This is a genomic window from Paracoccus aerodenitrificans, assembly GCF_027913215.1.
Taxonomy (GTDB): Bacteria; Pseudomonadota; Alphaproteobacteria; order Rhodobacterales; family Rhodobacteraceae; genus Paracoccus; species Paracoccus aerodenitrificans.
The window spans coordinates 1973471-1993802 of sequence record NZ_CP115784.1 but is presented as its reverse complement, the minus strand read 5'-3'; the positions used below and the strand labels follow the sequence as shown (position 1 = coordinate 1993802).

At 61.4% G+C, this 20332-nt stretch carries 22 protein-coding genes; 12 read left to right on the top strand and 10 right to left on the bottom strand.

Going from position 1 to position 20332, the window contains the following annotated elements; genetic code table 11:
* Positions 1-51 precede the first annotated feature (51 nt).
* Entirely contained in the window at positions 52-1236 is a 1185-nt protein-coding gene (locus tag PAE61_RS11160) for a PQQ-dependent sugar dehydrogenase (protein WP_271112460.1), read from the bottom strand.
* Between the two features lie 98 nt (positions 1237-1334).
* Between PAE61_RS11160 and ispH the strand changes: the two genes are divergently transcribed.
* The 3 genes from ispH to rnhA all read left to right on the top strand — a co-directional run bounded on the left by ispH (position 1335) and on the right by rnhA (position 3440).
* Positions 1335-2291, top strand: coding sequence for a 4-hydroxy-3-methylbut-2-enyl diphosphate reductase (gene ispH, locus PAE61_RS11155; RefSeq protein ID WP_271115138.1), 957 nt, complete (start codon positions 1335-1337; stop codon positions 2289-2291).
* 64 nt (positions 2292-2355) lie between these two features.
* On the top strand, positions 2356-2961 hold the full coding sequence (locus PAE61_RS11150; protein ID WP_271112459.1) for a glutathione S-transferase family protein: 606 nt from the start codon (positions 2356-2358) through the stop codon (positions 2959-2961).
* Positions 2958-3440, top strand: a complete 483-nt coding sequence (rnhA, locus tag PAE61_RS11145) for a ribonuclease HI (protein ID WP_271112458.1) — start codon at positions 2958-2960, stop codon at positions 3438-3440. The genes PAE61_RS11150 and rnhA overlap by 4 nt, the downstream gene beginning before the upstream one ends.
* Positions 3441-3444: 4 nt before the next feature.
* On the opposite strand, the gene PAE61_RS11140 is transcribed toward rnhA, so the two are convergent.
* Complete coding sequence (locus PAE61_RS11140; protein ID WP_271112457.1) at positions 3445-3975, bottom strand: YceD family protein; 531 nt, start codon at positions 3973-3975, stop codon at positions 3445-3447.
* A gap of 120 nt (positions 3976-4095) precedes the next feature.
* On the opposite strand from PAE61_RS11140, the gene PAE61_RS11135 reads away from it, so the two are divergent.
* Together PAE61_RS11135 and PAE61_RS11130 are read left to right on the top strand one after the other, a co-directional pair.
* Positions 4096-4542 (top strand): outer membrane protein assembly factor BamE, encoded by a 447-nt coding sequence (locus PAE61_RS11135; RefSeq protein WP_271112456.1) that lies wholly within the window; start codon positions 4096-4098, stop codon positions 4540-4542.
* Between the two features lie 66 nt (positions 4543-4608).
* Positions 4609-5781, top strand: coding sequence for an AI-2E family transporter (locus PAE61_RS11130; RefSeq protein ID WP_271112455.1), 1173 nt, complete (start codon positions 4609-4611; stop codon positions 5779-5781).
* A 226-nt stretch (positions 5782-6007) separates the two neighbouring features.
* Here the strand turns inward: PAE61_RS11130 and msrB are convergent, their stop codons facing one another.
* Positions 6008-6397 (bottom strand): peptide-methionine (R)-S-oxide reductase MsrB, encoded by a 390-nt coding sequence (gene msrB / locus PAE61_RS11125; RefSeq protein ID WP_271112454.1) that lies wholly within the window; start codon positions 6395-6397, stop codon positions 6008-6010.
* Between the two features lie 83 nt (positions 6398-6480).
* On the opposite strand from msrB, the gene PAE61_RS11120 reads away from it, so the two are divergent.
* Positions 6481-7239 (top strand): GNAT family N-acetyltransferase, encoded by a 759-nt coding sequence (locus tag PAE61_RS11120; protein ID WP_271115137.1) that lies wholly within the window; start codon positions 6481-6483, stop codon positions 7237-7239.
* A 95-nt stretch (positions 7240-7334) separates the two neighbouring features.
* Here the strand turns inward: PAE61_RS11120 and PAE61_RS11115 are convergent, their stop codons facing one another.
* Positions 7335-8093 (bottom strand): MipA/OmpV family protein, encoded by a 759-nt coding sequence (locus tag PAE61_RS11115; protein WP_271112453.1) that lies wholly within the window; start codon positions 8091-8093, stop codon positions 7335-7337.
* 136 nt (positions 8094-8229) lie between these two features.
* Positions 8230-10077 (bottom strand): ABC-F family ATP-binding cassette domain-containing protein, encoded by a 1848-nt coding sequence (locus PAE61_RS11110; RefSeq protein ID WP_271112452.1) that lies wholly within the window; start codon positions 10075-10077, stop codon positions 8230-8232.
* A 250-nt stretch (positions 10078-10327) separates the two neighbouring features.
* Between PAE61_RS11110 and ndk the strand changes: the two genes are divergently transcribed.
* The 5 genes from ndk (at position 10328) to PAE61_RS11085 (ending at position 13704) form a co-directional block, all read left to right on the top strand.
* Positions 10328-10750, top strand: a complete 423-nt coding sequence (ndk, locus tag PAE61_RS11105; protein ID WP_271112451.1) for a nucleoside-diphosphate kinase — start codon at positions 10328-10330, stop codon at positions 10748-10750.
* 115 nt (positions 10751-10865) lie between these two features.
* Positions 10866-11795 carry an ACP S-malonyltransferase gene (gene fabD / locus PAE61_RS11100; RefSeq protein ID WP_271112450.1) on the top strand — a complete coding sequence of 310 codons (930 nt, stop codon included), beginning with the start codon at positions 10866-10868 and terminating at the stop codon, positions 11793-11795.
* Positions 11795-12505, top strand: coding sequence for an aspartate/glutamate racemase family protein (locus PAE61_RS11095; protein ID WP_271112449.1), 711 nt, complete (start codon positions 11795-11797; stop codon positions 12503-12505). Before fabD ends, PAE61_RS11095 begins: the two co-directional genes overlap by 1 nt.
* Entirely contained in the window at positions 12498-13235 is a 738-nt protein-coding gene (fabG, locus tag PAE61_RS11090; RefSeq protein ID WP_271112448.1) for a 3-oxoacyl-ACP reductase FabG, read from the top strand. Before PAE61_RS11095 ends, fabG begins: the two co-directional genes overlap by 8 nt.
* A 235-nt stretch (positions 13236-13470) precedes the next feature.
* The gene (locus PAE61_RS11085) at positions 13471-13704 is read left to right on the top strand and encodes an acyl carrier protein (protein WP_090522829.1); all 234 of its coding nucleotides are present in this window, start codon (positions 13471-13473) and stop codon (positions 13702-13704) included.
* Between the two features lie 109 nt (positions 13705-13813).
* Here PAE61_RS11085 and PAE61_RS11080 read toward each other — a convergent pair whose 3' ends face one another.
* The 4 genes from PAE61_RS11080 to PAE61_RS11065 all read right to left on the bottom strand — a co-directional run bounded on the left by PAE61_RS11080 (position 13814) and on the right by PAE61_RS11065 (position 17185).
* Positions 13814-14422 carry a DUF1190 domain-containing protein gene (locus PAE61_RS11080; RefSeq protein ID WP_271112447.1) on the bottom strand — a complete coding sequence of 203 codons (609 nt, stop codon included), beginning with the start codon at positions 14420-14422 and terminating at the stop codon, positions 13814-13816.
* 2 nt (positions 14423-14424) lie between these two features.
* The gene (locus tag PAE61_RS11075; RefSeq protein WP_271112446.1) at positions 14425-15648 is read right to left on the bottom strand and encodes a glutathionylspermidine synthase family protein; all 1224 of its coding nucleotides are present in this window, start codon (positions 15646-15648) and stop codon (positions 14425-14427) included.
* A 134-nt stretch (positions 15649-15782) separates the two neighbouring features.
* Positions 15783-16853: a quinone-dependent dihydroorotate dehydrogenase gene (locus tag PAE61_RS11070; RefSeq protein WP_271112445.1), complete on the bottom strand. Its 1071-nt coding sequence runs from the start codon at positions 16851-16853 to the stop codon at positions 15783-15785.
* Complete coding sequence (locus PAE61_RS11065; protein WP_271112444.1) at positions 16850-17185, bottom strand: DUF952 domain-containing protein; 336 nt, start codon at positions 17183-17185, stop codon at positions 16850-16852. Before PAE61_RS11065 ends, PAE61_RS11070 begins: the two co-directional genes overlap by 4 nt.
* Before the next feature lie 159 nt (positions 17186-17344).
* On the opposite strand from PAE61_RS11065, the gene PAE61_RS11060 reads away from it, so the two are divergent.
* Positions 17345-19015 carry a bifunctional metallophosphatase/5'-nucleotidase gene (locus tag PAE61_RS11060; protein WP_434803069.1) on the top strand — a complete coding sequence of 557 codons (1671 nt, stop codon included), beginning with the start codon at positions 17345-17347 and terminating at the stop codon, positions 19013-19015.
* Positions 19016-19065: 50 nt separating this feature from the next.
* Here the strand turns inward: PAE61_RS11060 and PAE61_RS11055 are convergent, their stop codons facing one another.
* The gene (locus PAE61_RS11055; protein WP_271112443.1) at positions 19066-20175 is read right to left on the bottom strand and encodes a Hint domain-containing protein; all 1110 of its coding nucleotides are present in this window, start codon (positions 20173-20175) and stop codon (positions 19066-19068) included.
* Between the last annotated feature and the right edge of the window lie 157 nt (positions 20176-20332).

Here is a 20332-nt window from a genome sequence, read left to right as displayed (position 1 = left end):
GAGCCGACGCTATTCCGGCGACGGAACCCGTTGGACAGGGATGTCCGCGCCTCAGCCCTGCGGCGTCAGACGATACAGCCCGCCGCGATTCTCATCGGTGACGATCCAGATCGTGCCGTCCTCGGCGACCTTGACATCCCGGACCCGGCCGACGCCCAGATCGAACCTTTCTTCACCCGTGACGCGCTCGCCATCGACCGACAGCCGGACCAGAGAGGGCGGGTTCATCGCCCCCACCAGCAGATCGCCCTGCCAGCCGTTGAACAGGTTTCCGTCATAGAAATCCGCGCCCGAAGGGGCGATCACCGGGTCCCAGTAATAGATCGGCTGCTCCATCCCTTCGCGGGCAGAGATACCCTCATTCACCGGGCTGCCATCGTAATTGTGACCATAGGCGATGACCGGCCAGCCGTAATTCCTGCCCGATTCGGGCTTGTTGATTTCATCCCCGCCAAGCGGGCCGTGCTCGATGGTCCACAGCTCGCCGTTACCATCCAGCGTCGCCGCCTGCACATTGCGCAGCCCGCTTGCATAGATCTCTGGCAGCGCGGCCTCACCATTTGCAAAGGGGTTATCCGAGGGAATATTCCCCTCCGGCGTGATGCGGATCAGCTTACCCAGATGGTTCTGCATATCCTGCGCCGTGTCGCGGATCGGCACGTCAGAGCGTTCGCCCAGAGTGATGAACAACGTCCCGTCAGGTGCGGGAATAATGCGGCTGCCGAAATGCTTGTCACCGTCATAGGTCGGCGTCTGGCGGAAAATCACCTGCACATCGCTGACCGACGCGCCGTCCTCTGCCAGAACCATGCGGGCGACCGCCGTGCCGTTGCCGCCCTGACGCGGTTCGGCATAGCTGAGGAAAATCACCCGGTTTTCCGCGAAATCCGGTGACAAAGCGACATCCAGCAGGCCGCCCTGACCGCCGGCAGAGACCTCGGGGATTCCCGAAACATCATTGATCGTTCCGGTATTATCGTAATATTTCAACCGGCCCGGCCGTTCGGTGATCAGCGCTCCGCCCTCGGGCAGCAACTCGACCGCCCACGGGTGGGCAAGACCTTCGACGACAGGCTCGACATTCAACTCGACCCCGCTATTCATCGCCTCTGCACGGGTCTGTCCGGCAAAGGCAGGCTGATAATCCGTATTCGGCTCGGCCTGTGGCCAGGGTGCCGCAAATGCACCTCCTGCGATCATGATTGCAGCGACTGCGGTGCCTGAAAAGATTTTCATCCCATATCTCCTGCGCTGTGTCCTTGATGGGATCACAACGCCCGGCGCGGCGCTTGGGTCCACTGGATTTTCCCCGCCGGGCGGGTTACCCCGGCGCTATGGAACATGCGCTGCCTCCTCTGACCCTGTATCTCGCCGCGCCGCGCGGCTTCTGCGCCGGTGTGGACCGGGCGATCAAGATCGTCGAAATGGCGCTGCAGAAATGGGGCGCTCCGGTCTATGTCCGTCACGAAATCGTGCATAATAAATTCGTCGTGGACGGGCTGCGCGAAAAAGGTGCGATCTTCGTCGAGGAGCTGGATGAATGCCCCGATGACCGCCCGGTGATCTTTTCCGCGCATGGCGTGCCGAAATCGGTCCCGGCCGAGGCGCAGCGGCGCGAGATGATCTATGTCGATGCGACGTGCCCGCTGGTCAGCAAGGTGCATGTCGAGGCTGAACGGCATTCCCGCGACGGTCTGCAAATGGTGATGATCGGCCATGCCGGGCATCCCGAGGTTCTGGGCACGATGGGACAGCTTCCCGAGGGGGAGGTTCTGTTGGTCGAAACCGTGGATGATGTCGCTATAATCGAGCCGCGCGACCCCGAGAGCCTTGCCTTCATCACCCAGACCACGCTTTCCGTCGATGATACCGCCGCGATCGTGGCAGCGTTGCAGGCGCGGTTTCCCTCGATCGTGGGACCGGCCAAGGAAGATATCTGCTATGCCACGACCAATCGTCAGGCGGCGGTGAAATCTGTTGCGCCGAAAATCGACGCGCTGCTGGTGATCGGTGCGCCGAACTCGTCGAATTCGCGCCGTCTGGTCGAGGTCGGGAAAGCGGCGGGCTGCGCCTATTCGCAGCTTGTCATGCGTGCCGATCAGATCGACTGGCGGGCAATGGAAGGAGTCCGGGCGGTTGGCGTGACCGCCGGGGCAAGCGCCCCGGAAGTGCTGGTCAATGAGGTGATCGACGCGTTCCGCTCCCGTTTCGAGGTCGATGTGCAGATCGTCGAGACGGCGCAGGAAAATGTCGAATTCAAGGTGCCACGCGTCCTGCGCGTCCCTGCCTGAAACGCCGCACCGGGGGTGCTTCGCCCCCCGGACCCCCAGAGGATATTTTCGCCAGGATGAAACGATGAAACTCTATTCCATGCCGTCTTCGGGGAACTCATACAAGGTGCGGCTCTTGCTGGCGCTTCTTGGCCGCGAGGCCGAGATCATCGATACGGAATATCAGACCGATTCTCTGGCCGAGGCCAAAACAAGCGGGCAACTGCCTTTCGGCAAGGCTCCGGTTCTGGTTCTGGAGGATGGCCGGGTTTTGCCGGAATCGAATGCGATCCTGTCCTGGCTGGCAGAGGGAAGCCGCTTTATCCCCGAAGATCCGTTTCTGCGTGCCGAAATGTTAAGCTGGATGTTCTGGGAGCAGAATCAGCATGAAGGAAGCGTCGCCGTCCGGGCCGCACTGCTGACCTATCCGCACCGCCGTAGCCAGGCGACGCCGGAACGTCTGGCGGAGTTGCTGGAGCGCGGTCATGCGCATCTGCTGATGATGGAGAATCGCCTTCATGGCCGTGACTGGCTGGTCGGAGAGGCGGTCAGCCTCGCCGATATCTGTCTTTACGGCTATACGCATACGGCAGGTGAGAAGGGTGGATTCGAGATGCAGCGCTTCCCCGCCATCAATGCGTGGCTGGCGCGTATTGCCGCCCTGCCGCGTTACAAGGGACTGGATGGATGACCCGGCTTCTCGCCTGGACGGATGGTGCCTGCAGCGGCAATCCGGGTCCCGGAGGCTGGGGCGTATTGATGCGGGCCGTGAAGGGCGATGAGATCCTCAAAGAGCGCGAGTTGAAAGGCGGCGAGGCCGACACCACCAATAACCGCATGGAGCTGATGGCCGCGATCATCGCGCTGGAAACGCTTACCCGCGCGTCAGAGATCACCATCACTACCGATTCGGCCTATGTGAAGAACGGGGTGACCGGCTGGATTCACGGCTGGAAGCGCAATGGCTGGAAGACCGCAGGCCGAAAGCCGGTCAAGAATGTCGATCTGTGGCAGCGCCTCGATGCGGCGCAGGAACGCCATCAGGTGACATGGGAATGGATCAAGGGCCATGCCGGTCATCCCGAAAACGAACGTGCCGACGAATTGGCGCGTGAGGGGATGAAGCCCTATAAACCCCGTCCCGAAAAGGCTCAGCCAGTATCCGACTGACGCTCTAATTCTCGCCGCGCTTCATCAGATCCGCCAGCCCGGCGAAAGGCTTGCGCGATGATTCCTCCTCAGGTCCGGGGTCCGAGGCGTCTTCCGGCAATTCGGCTCCGGGCGCACGGGGATGGGTCGGCAGGGCCAGTGACAGCGCTTCGATCGCAATGGCACCGATATCGATCCACTGTCCCAGAGGCTCGACGCTGTCATCCCCCATTTCGACCTCGTCTTCCTCCGGTGCTGCAACATGCGGAGAAAATAACAGGCTGACAGTTTCCGATATCTCCGTCGTGACCGGATCCAGCGTAATAACACAGGGTTGCACCACCGTAGCGCTCAGCTTTCCGTCAAGCGCCCATTCCTCCGCGCCCGAGGCCTGAACCCGACCCGAAAACCGCATATGGGGCAACTCTGACAGAGATAATTCTGCAGCGATTTCCCGCCGTGCCGCGGCATCGGGGGCGATATCGAACGGATTGTCGCGATTGGGCGACAGATGCGCCACGCGCAACCGTTCCGAGAGGGGAGAAAATACAGACATGAGGCTTTCCAGATGGATTCCGTCCACTTAACCGTGAACTTCTTGAGCGGGCTGGCCGAGTTTGCTAAGCCATGCAAGCGGCGTCAACCGGGGCCGTGTAACTGGCGGGAAGACCGACGTATGATATCAATCCGCAGCCTTGTTGTTATTGCGATGACTCTGGCACTGACCGCTTGTTCGCCGGTGTACCGCCATCATGGCTATGTGCCGCCTGAAACCGATCTGTCTCAGGTCGTTGTCGGTGAAACCAATCAGTTCGAACTGGAATCGATGATCGGACGGCCTTCCTCTATGGGGCTTCTTGAGGGTTCGGGCTGGTATTATGTTGGCTCTCGCTGGCGCTATTACGGGATGCTGCGCCCGGCTGAAATCGACCGTCAGGTGGTTGCGGTTCATTTTGCCACCGATGGAACCGTCTCGAATATCGAGCGTTTCGCGCTTGAAGATGGTCGCGTCGTGGTTCTGTCCAGCCGCGTGACCGATTCGGGAATTACCTCGATCAGCCTGATTCGTCAGCTTCTCGGCAATCTGGGTAATTTCAATCCTTCCAGCATTCTGGAAGAGTAACGACCTAACCCGCGCGACAGCTCGCGAGGGACTGTTTTTCGCGATTTTCGCCTTCAGGACGAACACATGCCCCAGATGCGCGACCTCCCGGAAACCGAGGAAGCCGATAGCAGCCTGAAAATGTCGCGCCGACCTGTGCCGGTTCCGACCATTCTGACGACATTCGCGGTCGGCATCATGCTGATGCTGATCTGGAAACTGTCCTTCGTCCTGCTGATGGGATTCGCCGCGATCCTGATCGCCATCGCGCTGCGGAAATCCTCTGTCTACCTGACCAGCCATCTGCCGGTTTCGGCGACGGTCGGCGTTTTTCTGGTGCTCGGGATTGTCGTTCTGGCTTTCGGCGCATTGGTCATGAATGCCGGGCCGCAGATTTCTCAGCAGATGCGGCAGCTTATCGCCGCGATCCCTCAGGCATGGCAACAGATCACCGACTGGCTGAACAGCTCGGCAATCGGCAATTTCCTGTTCGACAGAGTGTCGCAGGATGCGCAGAGCGGCGCGAATGCAGCAGGGGGCTCCGCTTCCAGTTCGGGCGCTATGCGGCCCTCTTTCGCGAATTCGGTGATGGGGATTTTCGGTTTCCTGCGCGGGACGGTCAATGCCGTGATCGGCGGCGTCGCCAATCTCGTGCTGGTGCTGACCGTGGCGATCTTTCTGGCGCTGAACCCCAAACCCTATGTTTCGGGCGTTCTGCGGCTGGTTCCGCTTGGTCAGCGCAAACATGCCGGAGAGATATTGCGTGAGATCGGCGACAAATTATGGAGCTGGTTCGCCGGGCAGTCCCTCGACATGGTGATCGTGGCGGTTCTGACCGGGGGCGGGCTGTGGCTGCTGGATATTCCCCTTGCTCTGGTTCTGGGAATCATTGCCGGGCTGACCAATGCCATTCCCTATATCGGACCGTTCCTGTCCGGCGTTCCTGCGGTGCTGTTTTCGCTGACGCAGGGTCCGCGCGATGCGCTTTACGTTCTGTTGCTGTTCGTTGCGGTCCAGCAATTCGAGGGCAATGTCATCATGCCGCTGATCCAGAGGAAAGCCGCAGGGCTGCCGCCGGTGATGACGATTTTCGGCGTGATCGGCTTTGGCGTTCTGTTCGGGATTCCGGGCATTCTGGTTGCCGCGCCGCTGATGGTGGTGGCGATGGTACTGGTGCAGCGCCTCTATATCGAAGGCGTTCTCGGGGACGATCTGCCGGATCATGTCCCGGCGGAAGACGACGCGCCGCAGCAGGGCTAAGCAGGCTCAGCCCGCCTCATCGCTCGGATGCCGGACCATGCCCGGAAATTCCGGCAATCCTGACAATGTCAGATCCCGACACGATCGGGTTCCCCTGCAGCGTCGAATCGAAGCTTCCCGCATAAACCCCCCCCCCGGCGACATCCGGCATGACCACCTCCCGCATATCTTCAGTGTGCAAGTACCTCACGGGGGTCCGGGGGTGTGAAACCCCCGGTCCGGCATATCAGCCCTCTGCCGGGACGAATCTGATCGCAACGCCGTTAATGCAATAGCGCTGCCCCGTGGGCGGCGGGCCGTCGGGGAAGACATGACCCAGATGCGCGTCGCATTCATGGCAGCGAACCTCGGTCCGCACCATGCCGTGACTGGTATCGCGATGCTCGTCGATCTCGCCTCCGGGGGCCGAGAAACTCGGCCAGCCGCAATGGCTTTCGAATTTCGCATCCTGCGTGAACAAAGGCGCACCGCAGCAGATACAGGCGAAATAACCGGCATCCTTCGGAAAGCCTTCATGCGAAAAAGGCCGCTCGGTTCCCGCCTGACGGGTGACGTAATATTCCTCTTCGCTGAGCTGTGCGCGCCACTCTGCATCGGTTTTCTTTACTTTGGCCATGAAACTCTCCTGTTGCGCCACCGTTACAAGATAGGATTATGGCAGCAGGTGACAAGGGCGCGGCGCAGTCCGGTGGAGAGCGGTTGATGATGCTGAACAAGGGTCGCTATCAGGTGCGGCTGGCCGAAAGTGCCGAGGATCTTCGCGCGGCTCAAAGGCTTCGCTGGCTGGCTTTCATGGGCAAGCGGGGCCAGAACGATGATGACGGTCTGGCGGTGGATGCGGATGCGTTCGACGATGCCTGTCACCATGTCCTGATCCACGATCAGCGCAGCGGGCAATTGCTCGCGACCTTCCGCTTCATGCTGCTGGCAAGCGGGGCCGAGATCGGCCGCAGCTATTCGGCCAGTCATTACGATCTGAACCGGCTGAAAGAATTTCAGGGCCCGATGGTCGAGATGGGGCGCTTCTGCATCCATCCCGAACATGCCGATCCCGATATTCTGCGCGTCGCATGGGGGGCGATGACCCGGTTCGTCGACGACAATAACGTGCAGCTTCTGTTCGGATGCTCCTCTTTCATCGGCACCGATACCGAGGGTTATGCCGACACATTCGCCCTGCTGAAAGAGCGTCATCTGGCACCGCGCCGCTGGCTGCCACGGGTGAAATCGCCCAAAGTCTTCCGTTTCGCCCGCGCCCTGCGCCGGATGAAACCCGATCCGAGACGCGCCCAGGCAGGGTTGCCGCCGCTTCTGCGCAGCTATTTGCTGATGGGAGGCTGGGTGTCGGATCATGCCGTTGTCGATGAACAGCTCGGCACGCTGCATGTGTTCACCGGGCTGGAAATCGCAACGATTCCCCCGTCCCGGCAGAAATTACTGCGTGGCGTGGCTGGTTAATCCCCGGTTTAAAAGAAACCGGATCGGCCACGAAAAAGGGGCGGTCACTCCGCCCCTGTTCAACCAGCCTGAATCAGCCGCCCATCGGGCCGTGATCAGAATTCGAAATTCAGCTTGCGCACGATGCCCAGACGCACCGAGGGCTGGTCCTCGTCCAGCGTGATCGGGCTGTCGGCGGCGTCGCCGATGATCCTTGTATATTTGACCTCACCCAGCAGAGCGGTTTTCGGGGTCAGATCGTAACGGGCTTCCAGCTTGGCCGAGGCCGAGTTGATGCCGCCACCCGGAGAATATTCCGAGTAATCGCTGAAAGATGCGTCAGTCGCGGAAATGCCGAAATAGGTATCGTTGAATTCGTCATCGCCATAACCGGCTTCCAGCCCGGCCCAGAGGGTCAGGCGGTCGGATGCGTCGATGCGGTATTCCGTCCCGAATTCGCCGGTCAGCCCCTCATGCCCGCCGAACCCCTTGCGCAGGGTCAGATAGCTGCGCATCGGGCCGCTGTGATAGCTGACGCGCACCCCGACTTCATAAGCAGGGTCGATATCGTCCAGACCCAGCAGGCGGTCGTCGTCGTCTTCGTCACGCTCGCCGATATAGCCGAGATTCGGCGCGAAGGAAAAACCCTGCTGCTCTCTGCCGGTCGAATCGTTGATTTCCAGATTGCGCAGGATGAACCACGGAACGACATCCGTTTCGTCGGAACCCGGATAGGTCGGCTTGACGGCCGCCCCGAGGCCTACATCCAGCGAAACCGACTGCCGACGATTGACAACGGTCGCATCGTCGAAGCTCTGCGCCAGTGTCGGCGTAGCTACAGAGGCGGCGACGATCAGCGGCAGGACGATTTTCATTGATGAATTCCCGAACTGGAAACAGGGGCAGCTATACCGGATTATGTGGCATTCCCGGGTAAGGAAATCAAGATTGTGAGGTCGCCCGGGGAATGCGCATGGCAACCCGTGACCACAGCGCAACAGATGATCCGGCTCAGCCGCGCTCGGCCCGCTCCAGCCGCTCCATCGCTTCCATCCACAGCGCTTCCGCCCGGCCCATCGCCTCGGAGGCCTCGGCATGTTTGCGGCCCCATTTCTCGACCTCGGCGGCATCGTCGTAAATCCCCGGATCGGCCATTTTCTCGCCGATCTTGTCCAGCATCCCGGTCAGTTTTTCGACACGGGCTTCGGCCTTCCGCGCCTCGGCCCGCAATTCCAGGATCTCATCCCGGCTGGCGCGTTTCGGTTTCGGGGCAGGGGCGGGCTTCGCTTGCCTGTCCTCGGGGGTTTGCAGCAGCATCGCGCGGTAATCGTCCAGATCGCCCTGCCACGGCGCAACCCCGCCCTGATCGACCAGCCAAAGCCGGTCCGCGACCAGAGACAGAAGATGCATGTCATGGCTGACCAGAACCACCGCGCCGCTGTAATCGTTCAGCGCCTCGGTCAGCGCCTCGCGCGATTCGATATCCAGATGGTTGGTCGGCTCGTCCAGCACCAGCAGATGCGGCGCGTCGATCGTGGCGATCAGCAGCGAGAGCCGCGCCTTCTGCCCGCCGGAAAGCTGCCCCACCCGGGTTTCGGCCTGCGCCTCCATCAGCCCGAACCCGGCCAGTCGCGCCCGCAGCCTTGACGGCGCCTCATCCGGGCGCAGGCGGCGCACATGGTTCAGAGGCGTTTCCGTCAGCACCAGCTCATCCACCTGATGCTGCGCGAAATAGCCGATCCGCAGCTTGGACGACCGTGTGATCTGCCCTTCCATCGGCGCAAGCCGCTCGGCCAGCAGCTTCGACAGGGTGGATTTTCCCTGACCGTTCCGCCCCAGCAATGCGATGCGGTCATCCTGATCGATCCGCAGATTCAGCCGCTGCAGTACCGCGCGTTCGCCATAGCCGACGCTGACCGCTTCCATCGCGATAATGGGCGGGGAAAGCTGTTCCGGTTCGGGGAAGCTGAAACGGTGGAATTTCGCCTCTTCCGGGGCGGTGATCGGCTCCATCTTCGCGATCATCTTGATCCGGGCCTGTGCCTGCTTGGCCTTGGTCGCCTTGGCCCGGAACCGGTCCACGAAGCTTTGCAGATGCGCCCGCCTTGCGTCCTGCTTTTTCGCCTCGGCGGCCTGCAAGGCGCGTTTCTCGGCCCGGGTCCGGGCGAAGATGTCGTAGCCGCCGGTATAAAGCGTCAGCCTGCGCTCTTCGAGATGCAGGATATGACCGACGGCGCGGTTCAGCAGCCCCCGGTCATGGCTGATGACGATGACCGTATGCGGATAGCGGGCCAGATAGGATTCCAGCCATAACGCGCCTTCAAGGTCCAGATAGTTGGTCGGCTCATCCAGCAGCAGCAGATCAGGCTCAGCGAACAGCACCCCGGCAAGCGCGATCCGCATCCGCCACCCGCCCGAGAAATCCGCGCTCGGACGCCGCTGATCCGCATCCGAGAATCCCAGGCCCTTGAGGATGGTCGAGGCTCGCGCCTCGGCGGACCAGGCATCTATGTCTGCCAGCCGGGTCTGGATCTCGGCAATGCGGCCCGCATCGGTCGCGGTATCGGCTTCGGCCATTAGCGCAGCGCGTTCGGTATCGGCGTCCAGCACCGTATCCAGCACGCTGTGCGCCGTCCCCGGAGCCTCCTGCGCCACTCCGCCGATCTTCGCCCGGGACGGCACCGTAACCGAGCCGCCATCCAGAGCCAGCTCATTCCGGATCAGCCGGAACAAAGTCGTCTTGCCCGCGCCATTCGGCCCGACAAGCCCGACCTTATGACCGTCCGGGATGGTGGCAGAGGCGTGCTCCAGCAGGGGACGCCCGGCGATGGAATATGATATGTCGTCGATCCGCAGCATGCGCCCGCATCGCTTGCCACGCCCGGCTTGTCAATCGCTGTGGCCCGCGCCTGCTTGCCGTTCGGGCGCGTCCCGCTGGTCGGATGGGCGGTGTACGATCCGTGTACGGGCTGTGTACATCCGGCGTGCGGGCTGCGCAGCGCCTTTTCCGGCGGGCGCAGAGACGGGTTTTCAACCTCCCGAACCCGTGATACGAGCCGCGCAGATTTGCCGCGCGGAACCCTCCGCGCCCCTATGACGGAGCATTCCAATGGCCACCGAGCTGACCCTCTCGATCATCAAACCCGACGCCACCAAGCGCAACCTGACCGGCAAGATCGTCTCGAAATTCGAGGATGCCGGCCTGCGCGTCGTCGCCTCGAAGCGCATCCATCTTTCGCCTGCACAGGCTGGCGCTTTCTACGCCGAACACAGCGAACGCCCTTTCTATGGCGAGCTGGTCGAGTTCATGTCCTCTCAGCCGGTCGTGGTGCAGGTTCTGGCCGGTGAAGGCGCCATTGCGAAGAACCGCGAAGTCATGGGCGCGACCGATCCGGCAGAGGCCGCCGACGGCACGATCCGCAAGGAATTCGCTGTGTCCAAAGGCGAAAACTCGGTCCACGGCTCGGACAGCCCGGAATCGGCAGCCCGCGAAATCGCCTTCTTCTTCTCGGGCCTCGAACTGGTCGGCTGATCCTGCATCGCAGGTCTTGTGAGGGGGCGCGGTCCGATATGGTCCGCGCCCCTTTGACATTGCTGCGCCTCTTTCGCCGGGTTAGGACGGTTGAAACGTCGAAAGGGGCAAGATCATGCGTGCATTCGTTTTTCCCGGTCAGGGCGCTCAGTCAATCGGCATGGGCCGCGAACTGGCCGAGGCCTATCCCGCCGCGATGGATGTCTTCCGCGAGGTTGACGAGGCGCTCGGCGAAGACCTCTCCAAACTGATCTGGGAGGGCGAGGCGGATGAACTGACCCTGACCCGCAACGCGCAGCCTGCGCTGATGGCGACCAGCATGGCCGCCTTCCGGGCGCTTGAAAGCGAGGGCATCTATATCGCGCAGGCGGATTATGTCGCGGGTCACTCGCTTGGTGAATATTCGGCGCTATGCGCGGCGGGTGCGCTCAGCCTTGAGGACACGGCCCGCCTGCTGCGCCTGCGCGGTCAGGCGATGCAGGATGCGGTGCCGGTCGGTGTTGGCGCGATGGCGGCGATACTGGGGCTGGACTTCGCCACAGTGGATGAAATCGCGCGTGAGGCGGCGGGCGATGAGGTCTGTCAGGCGGCGAATGACAACGACCCGGCGCAGGTGGTGATTTCCGGGCATAAAGAGGCGGTCGAACGCGCCGCTGCCGCCGCCAAGGAACGCGGTGCGAAACGGGCGCTGATGCTGCCGGTCTCGGCCCCGTTCCATTGCGTATTGATGCAGCCTGCCGCTGCCGCGATGTCGGATGCTCTGGCGGCGGTCGATATCCAGCCCCCGGCGGTCCCGGTCATCGCCAATGTCCGCGCCGAGCCGGTGATCGAGCCCGGCGCGATCCGTCGCCTGTTGGTTGAGCAGGTCACCGGATCCGTCCGCTGGCGCGAATCCGTCGAATTTCTGGCGGGTGCGGGCGTCACCGAATTCTGGGAGATCGGCGCAGGCAAGGCGCTGTCGGGCATGATCAAGCGTATCGCGAAAGGCGCGGAAACCCGTGCCGTCGGAACCCCTGCCGATATCGCGGCGCTCAAGGACGGCTGATGCGGCCTATCGGCATTCTCGGCGGCATGTCGTGGGTCTCTACGGCGCATTACTATGCGACGCTGAACCGGATGGTTGCGGAACGGATGGGCGGGCTGCACTCGGCCCGCATCCTGATGCACTCGGTCGATTTCGCAACAATCGCCCAGATGCAGCAGGATGCTGACTGGGAAGGCGCGGGCGAGGTTCTGGCCGATGCGGCGCGGGGGCTTCAGGCCGCCGGAGCCGGGCTAATCGTGATTGCCGCAAATACGATGCATCTGGTCGCCGATCAGGTCGCGGCGGCGACCGATCTGCCGCTGATCCATATCGCCGATGCGACGGCCGATGCCATTGCCGCGGCCGGGCTGAAGCGCCCCGGCCTGATCGCCACCGCCTATACGATGGAACGGCGTTTCTATCGCGACCGGCTGGAGGCGGCGGGGCTGGCCGCAGTGATCCCCGATGCGGAAAGCCGCACCGAAATTCATCGCATCATCTTCGATGAGTTGGTCCGCGATCAGGTCCTTGAGGACAGCCGCCGCATCTATGAAAACGCCGCTGCCGCGCTGATTGAAGCCGGGGCGGATTGCATCATTTTCGGCTGTACCGAGGTCGGCCTGCTGCTGAATGACAAGAATGTCGCGGCTCCGGTTTTCGACACGGTTGAAATTCACTGCCGGGCGGCGCTTGAGGCCGCCTCTTTCGAGACAGGAGAGACATATGTTTGATCTGACAGGGAAACGTGCCCTTATCACCGGCGCATCCGGAGGTATTGGCGGCGCGGTTGCCGAGGCGCTGCACAAGGCGGGCGCGACCGTCGCATTATCGGGCACACGAGAGGCCCCGCTGAACGAACTGGCCGGAAAACTGGGCGACCGCGCTCATGTCGTCACGGCCAATCTGGGCGATGCCGAGGCGGTCGAGGCGCTGCCGAAAGCCGCCGCCGAGGCAATGGGCGGGGTGGATATTCTGGTCAATAATGCCGGGATCACCCGCGACAACATCTTCATGCGCATGTCGGATGAGGAATGGGCGCAGGTGATCGACGTCAACCTGACCTCCAGCTTCCGGCTGTGCCGTGCGGTGCTGCGTGGCATGATGAAGGCGCGGTGGGGCCGGATCGTGAATATCACCAGCGTCGTCGGAACCACGGGCAATCCGGGGCAGGGCAATTACGCCGCCGCCAAGGCCGGGCTGGTCGGCATGTCGAAATCTCTGGCCTATGAGGTCGCCAGCCGCAATATCACCGTGAACTGCATTGCGCCGGGTTTCATCGCGACGGCGATGACCGACAAGCTGAATGAGGATCAGAAGGGCAAGATTCTGGCGCAGATCCCCGCCGGTGCGATGGGTGCGCCGGAAGACATTGCCGCCGCTGCGCTTTATCTGGCCAGCCCACAGGCCGGTTACGTCACCGGCGCAACCCTGCATGTCAATGGCGGAATGGCAATGATTTGAAGATCATAGGGATTTTTGACGCCCCGCGCCGACCCGGTTGCCGGGTTCCGGCATGATCTTGCCGGACATGCCAATTCAGGCAGGTTTTGCATCGTTACGACGCGGAAAAACAGGCGAAAGCGGTTGCATGGACCCGATCCGCTGCTATATCCCGAATTGAGGCCCTGGGGTTCGCCCCGGCATCGCGGCCTGGCCGCAACCCTTGGGCAGATGCCCGCGAATATGAGGAACAGACATGAGCGATATCGCTGATCGCGTGAAAAAAATCGTCGTCGAGCATCTCGGTGTGGATGAGGACAAGGTAGTTGAATCCGCCTCGTTCATCGACGATCTCGGTGCAGACAGTCTCGATACCGTCGAGCTGGTGATGGCATTCGAAGAAGAGTTCGGCATTGAAATCCCGGACGACGCTGCCGAAACCATCCAGACATTCGGCGACGCCGTGAACTTCATCAAGGGCGCGGTCTGATCCAAGCCTGACAGGTTGTTTATGGAATGCGGCGCCTCAGGGCGCCGTTTTTCTTTGTGTGGCAGCTTGTCCTGCGCGGCGCCGCAAGCGCGAAGCCAAAGCGCCGGGGTCAGCCGCCATAGCTTCTGGCACCACCGCTGCGGGCGGTGGAGGACGCCCCGAATCCGCCCCTCTGGCTGACCTGAGCCGGTGTCATCGGTGCCTTGCCGATTGTCGCCGGGCCCTTCGTAAAGGCAGAACCTGCCACGCGCCCGGTGCCGCGATTATTGGCGAATGTCTGCTTGCCATCCGGTGTCGCATAACCACCCCGCGAGGTGCCAACCATTGGCTGCGACATCACCCCGCGCCCGCCACCCAGCATCGACCCGATCATATAGCCCATCAGCATGGGCATGAAGATCGAACCGCCGCTGGACTGGTTCTGCGCAGCCGGATCGCCCTCGCAATTGCCCGCACCGTGTTCCTGCTCGCAAAGCTCCTTGGAATCATAGCGCGGTGCGGTTTCAAGATGTGTCTGCTCGGCCTGCGCGAATTGCGTACGGCAATCCTCTTCGGTGAAGAACAGCGAGCCCTGCTGCGCCTCGGCGACGCAGCTTTCCAGATCGGGGAAAGCGGCGGCATCCGTCTTTTCCTCTTCGCAGGCGGCAAGGCCAAGAACGGCGGTGCCGGCAAGAAACAATGCGACGTGGCGCGAGCGTTTACGGATCGGAGCGGTCATGATCAGTCCTCGATAAAATGCGGCTTGAAGCGGGACATGTTATGCGTAATGCGGGATTCATCTTCGCGTATACCCATGCCGACGCAGGCTTGTCCAACAATCCACGCCCCGATGACCGGATAGAACCCGCCATATTCGGGCAGCGGAGCCAGTGCCTGAATGATCCTCGGGTGATCGTCATAGCTGGTATCCGGGGCGCGTTCAACGGGCCGTCCGGCTTCCTCGATCACCACGCCCGCCCCCTCACGCGAGAAGATCGGCTTGCTGACGCGGCCCGCCTGAAGCAGCTCCTCGGCCTCGCCGAAGGCTTTGGCGATTGACCGCGGCGGGATGCCGCCTTTCAGCGCATCGGCGATATCCGCCTCGAAAAATGCGGGTAGCAGATTCGGATGGCCGGGAAACATCTGCCACAACAGGGGCAGGATCGCCTTGTTCGAGACGACCGCTTTCCACGGAGGCTCGATGAAGCGCGTGCCGGAGGATGCCAGATTGGGCGCAAACGCGTCGCGCAGCATATCCTCCCAGGGGTAGAGCTTGAACAAGGTGCCGATCACCCGGTCCTCATCATCGGCGAACTGCCCCTCATCGGTCAGCCCAATCTCCGAGAGATCCGTGAAATGCGCACCCATACCCGCTTCACGCGCCGCATAAGCAAGCGCTTCGACAGTGGCGTAATCCTCGGGGTTGTTCTTGTCGGCGGCGAAATGGATATCCTCACCCTCGGCCGCGATCTGCGCCCATCGCATCACGAGTGCCTCATAAATCCCGTTGAACTGATCCGTATCGGGCGAGAGCACGCCCAGTTGCTGCTGCTCTTCCAGCCACAGCCACTGAAATGACGCGGATTCGTAAAGCGATGTCGGCGTGTCGGCATTATATTCCAGAAGCTTCGCCGGCCCGTTTCCGTCAAAGGATAGATCCATCCGCCCGTAAAGCTCGGGCTCCTCCGCCTTCCAGCTATCGGCGATGAAGTCCCAGTATTCCGGGGGAATCGCCATCCGGGTCAGCCATTCATCGCTGGCAAGAGCCGTTGCCACGGCTTCGCGCACCATGCCGTGCAGCTCGGTCGCGGGGTCCTCTATCCTGTCTTCGATTTCCCGAAGGGTCAGCCGATAGGCCGATGTCTCGTCCCAATAGGGCGCACCGCCCATATCTGCGAAGGTAAATCCCAACTCAGCAGCACGCTCGCGCCAACCGGGCCGTTCGGGCAGGGTGATCTTATCCATGAGCTCTCGCCTGTTATCTATGGAAGAGATGCCCATGCAGGGTCCGGGATGCAAGCGGAACGGTATTTTCGGCTGCCGCTCGACTCCGGATCTAAGATGTCTTCAATTGGGTCAGATGACCGGCCGGAAACCCCTCATTTGGCTTCCAGCCAGTCATCCAGACCTGTGCCGGTCAGTTCCGAAAGGCTGGTCAGCCCGTGCTGTTCGGCACGTTGATCCAGACCGCGAGCGATTTCGGCGGCCAGTGAGAAGCCGCCATAGATGATCCCGGAATAGATTTGGACGGCGCTCGCCCCGGCGCGAAGTTTCTGCCATGCATCATCGACACTTCCGATCCCGCCGACACCGATCAGCGGGATATGCCCACCGGTCATGCGATAAAGCCGCGCCAGAATCCGGGTCGAGCGTTTGAACAGGGGGCGTCCCGAAAGCCCGCCCGCTTCCGTTGCCTGCGGGTCCGTCAGGCCGTCGCGTGACAGCGTGGTATTGGTGGCGATAATCCCGTCCACTCCGACGGTTTTCGCGACATTGGCGATATCGGCCAAAGCGGCATCGTCGAGATCCGGCGCGATCTTGACGAAAACCGGGCGGCGGAGGGGCAGGGCGTCCCTTGCCGCGATGACATTTGCCAGCAGTGCGGACAGCGCTTCGGCACCCTGCAGATCACGCAGTTTCTCGGTATTCGGTGAGGATACGTTCACGGTCAGGAAATCCGCCGCTTCGCCCGCGATGCGTACCACCTCGGCAAAATCGCCCGCGCGGTCGGTGCTGTCCTTGTTGGCTCCGATATTCAGGCCGACCGGCACACCGGGACCCCGCGCGGCCAGACGCTGCGCGATGATCGTGGCCCCGTCATTATTGAAGCCGAACCGGTTGATAATGGCCTGATTGCGGGTCAGCCGGAACAGGCGCGGTTTCGGGTTGCCGGGCTGAGGACGCGGAGTCGCCGCGCCGCATTCGATAAAACCGAAACCCGCACCCATCAGGGCGTTAACCGCCCTCGCATTCTTGTCATAGCCCGCTGCCAGACCGACGGGATTGGGCAGATCCATCCCCGCCAGCCTTGTCTTCAGCCGGGGCGAGGTCACGGGCTGGCCCGGCATCGGCACCAGCCCCTTGGACAGGGCGCTGATCGACAGATCATGGGCGCGTTCCGGATCCATGCGGAACAGGAACTGCATGCCAAGCCGCTCAATCAGGGTCATTCGAGTTCTCCGGTCACATGCCCGTCCGGCCCGAGCGGCAGATCGCGCGACCAGAGCACTTCATCCAGCCGCAGCTTGCGATAGAGATGCGGGAAGAGCAGGCCGCCGCGCGATGGCTCCCATTTCAGCGCATCGCCCATCAGGGCCGGATCGCAGGCCAGAAGCCGCAGCCCGTCCTCATTCGCGAAGTGCTTTTCCAGCGTCCCGGCGAGGGTCGCGGCGGTCGAGAAATGGATATAGCCGTCGGCAAGATCGACGGGGGCACCCGCGCTTGTGCCGCTTGCCTGAAGTTCAGCCCATTCGGCTGCTCTAAATACTTTGAAGATCAACATGCTGCGAATTTCCGCTGTCCCCGGCTCAGGGTCAAGTGGCGATCCGCCGCTTCCTTACCGCAACGTATTTTTTACATTTTGCAGGTTTGACGTGGGGCAGAGCCCGGGCCAAGCTGTTGCCGATGCGGACGTACAGTAGAAATCTTCGGGGAGATTGAAATGACGATGACCCGCTTTATGGCCTCTGTGGCCGGTCTGGCCCTGTTTGCCGGTGCGGCGCAGGCAGAATCGGTCCTGCATATCCTGCACACGAATGATTTTCACAGCCGGATCGAATCGATCAACGCATATGATTCGACCTGCGACACCGAAACCGAGGAAGCAGGGGAATGCTTCGGCGGCACCGCGCGGTTGGCAACAAAGATTGCCGAGCTTCGTACAGAATTCGGGGAAGCAGATCAGCCGGTCCTGCTTCTCGACGGAGGAGACCAGTTTCAGGGCAGCCTGTTTTACACGACCTATAAGGGCGAGGCTGCGGCAGAGTTCATGAATCGTCTCGGCTATGAAGCGATGGCGGTTGGAAACCATGAATTCGATGACGGCCCGGAAGGTCTGGCGGCGCTGATCGACAGGGCCGATTTCTCGATTCTCTCGGCCAATATCGATCCCAGCCAGTCGAATCTGCTGAAGGACAAGCTGACGCGATCGGCGGTGATCGATCTGGGCGGCGAAAAGATCGGGGTCGTCGGCGGTACGACGATGGACACGCCCGAGATCAGTTCTCCGGGCGATGCGCTGATCTTTCAGAGCGATATCGACGCGCTGACCGCCGAGGTTGAGGCGCTGACCGAACAGGGCGTGACGAAAATCATCGCCGTCACACATATCGGGTATCAGCGTGAACAGGAGATCGCGGCGCAGGTGCCGGGGCTGGACGCCGTGGTCGGCGGTCATTCGCACAGCCTGTTGTCGAATACCGACGATGCCGCCGAAGGCCCGTATCCGACGATGGTCGACGGTGCCAGCGGGACGAAGGTTCCTGTGGTTCAGGCGGGGTCCTATGGCAAATATCTGGGCCATCTCAAGCTGACATTCGACGATGCGGGCAATGTCGTCTCGGCCGAGGGCGAACCGATCCTGATCGATAATTCGGTCGAACCCGATCCCGAAATCCTCTCGCGGATCGGTGAGCTTGCTGCCCCGATTGAAGAGCTGAAGAACCGGATCGTCGCCGAAACCGCAGTGCCCATTGGTGCCGACAGGGCGGATTGTCGTTTCCGCGAATGTGTCATGGGCAATCTTGTGGCGGATGCGATGCTGGATCGTGTCAGGGATCAGGGCATGGATATCGCCATTCAGAATGGCGGGGGTCTGCGGGCATCCATTGATGAAGGGCCGATCTCAATGGGTGAGGTGATCTCGGTTCTGCCCTTCCAGAATACGCTGTCCACTTTCCTGCTGAAAGGCTCGGATGTGGTGGTGGCGCTTGAGAACGGTGCCAGCCAGATGGAGGAAGGCGCGGGCCGTTTCGCTCAGGTCGCAGGGCTGAAATATACGGTTGATCCCGCAGCAGAGCCGGGAAGCCGGATCAGCGATGTTCAGGTGATGCAGGACGGTGCCTGGGCCGAGATTGACGCTCAGGCCGAATATGGGGTCGTCTCGAACAATTATATGCGGAACGGTGGCGACGGGTATGATGTGTTCGAAACCAATGGCATGAAAGCCTATGATTTCGGGCCGGATCTGGCGGATGTGCTGGCGGAATATATTATCCGTCAGGGGCCGGATTTTGTGCCGGGCCTCGATGGTCGCATCACTGTTTTTGGCGATGAGGCTCAGTCCAGTGAGGCCGATAGTGGTGACGCACAGGACGTTGCGACACCTCAATAACCTTACAATGCGGATCAGCCGGGCCGTGCAGAAGGGCCGGCTGATCCGCGTCAGGCGAACAGAGGCTTTCTGTTTTTCAGATGGCGCCGGGTCAGTTCCTGCGCCTCGCGCCTTGACATGAATCTGCGGACGCCCGGGGTTTTCGGTGCGCTTTCGGTAAACAACTCCGGGAAAAGAGCCTGCAATTCTCTTCGGGCGGCGGGGCCGACGGATTTCATAGCCTGTGCTCCGGTGAACATGGATTCGGTCCAGCACCCATGCGAAGATACCAGCTCATGCTGGTCGAACAGCAGATGGTGATAGCCGATTCCGCCTTCGGGCCGGAGGAACCCGATACCGGTCATGCGGCAAAGATGCTTTGCCGCAATCAGAACCTCGCCTGTGCCGGTCATGCGTTGCGCGATTTTCGAACTGATCAGGACCCGATGCTGCGGAGACACGACAAGATCGCGATCGGGCAGCCCGTTCCCAAGCGCATTCGCCCGGATCAGAACCGGCCGCAAATTGGGTGAAATATCGAGATGCCTTGCCGAAAGCATGCGCGTTCCGGCCCAACACACCGGGCGCAGGCCGCGGTCTCGTGTTAGAACCAGATCGCCGACAGTCAGGTGTTCCACAGGGCGCGGCCCGGATGCGGTCTCAATCAATGTCCCTGTCGCGAAGCAGGGGACGCTCAGATAGGATTCCGGAATTGTCACCGGGCTCATCCGGATTTCGTTCACGCTCTGGGTCGCGATCGGAGCAAAGCTCCTTGCCGGATCGAAAGGGGGTGTCGAATCCGAAAGCGGCATGATCAGAACGGTTGTCTTGTCTCCGATCAGTATCGCCTTGGCGTTATTCTGGGGCGCGATATGCGGGAACATCACATAGTAATATCCTTCACTGGTCATATCCTGAATCCTCATGACCTTGGCCGGGTCATAAGTCAGCACGCTGCCTTCGCCCGCTATCGTGCCGCCGAATTCGGAATCGACCAGAAGCCGCTGAGCGGTAAGCTGAAAATATTTTCCGGGACTGAATTTCTCGTCCCCATCATCCAGATAGATCGCGTCATGATCCGCGCCGGCGAAACTCAGCGGGGCCGCCGCCGTGGCAAAAGGCTTTCCGTTCCAATCCGGCACTGCCCCGTCAAATGTGAGCTTCTCGATCCTGTAGGCCATTGCCAGCCTGTTCCCCGTAGATACATGAACAGGCTTAATACAACTTTAAGTAGATTAAAGATTAGTTAAAACAATCATAAATTCGCGCATGATCCTGTTTTTCCCGCTCTTGCCCGGTGCTAACCTTTCAGGGAAGCGGCTCTGGAAAAAGGAGATG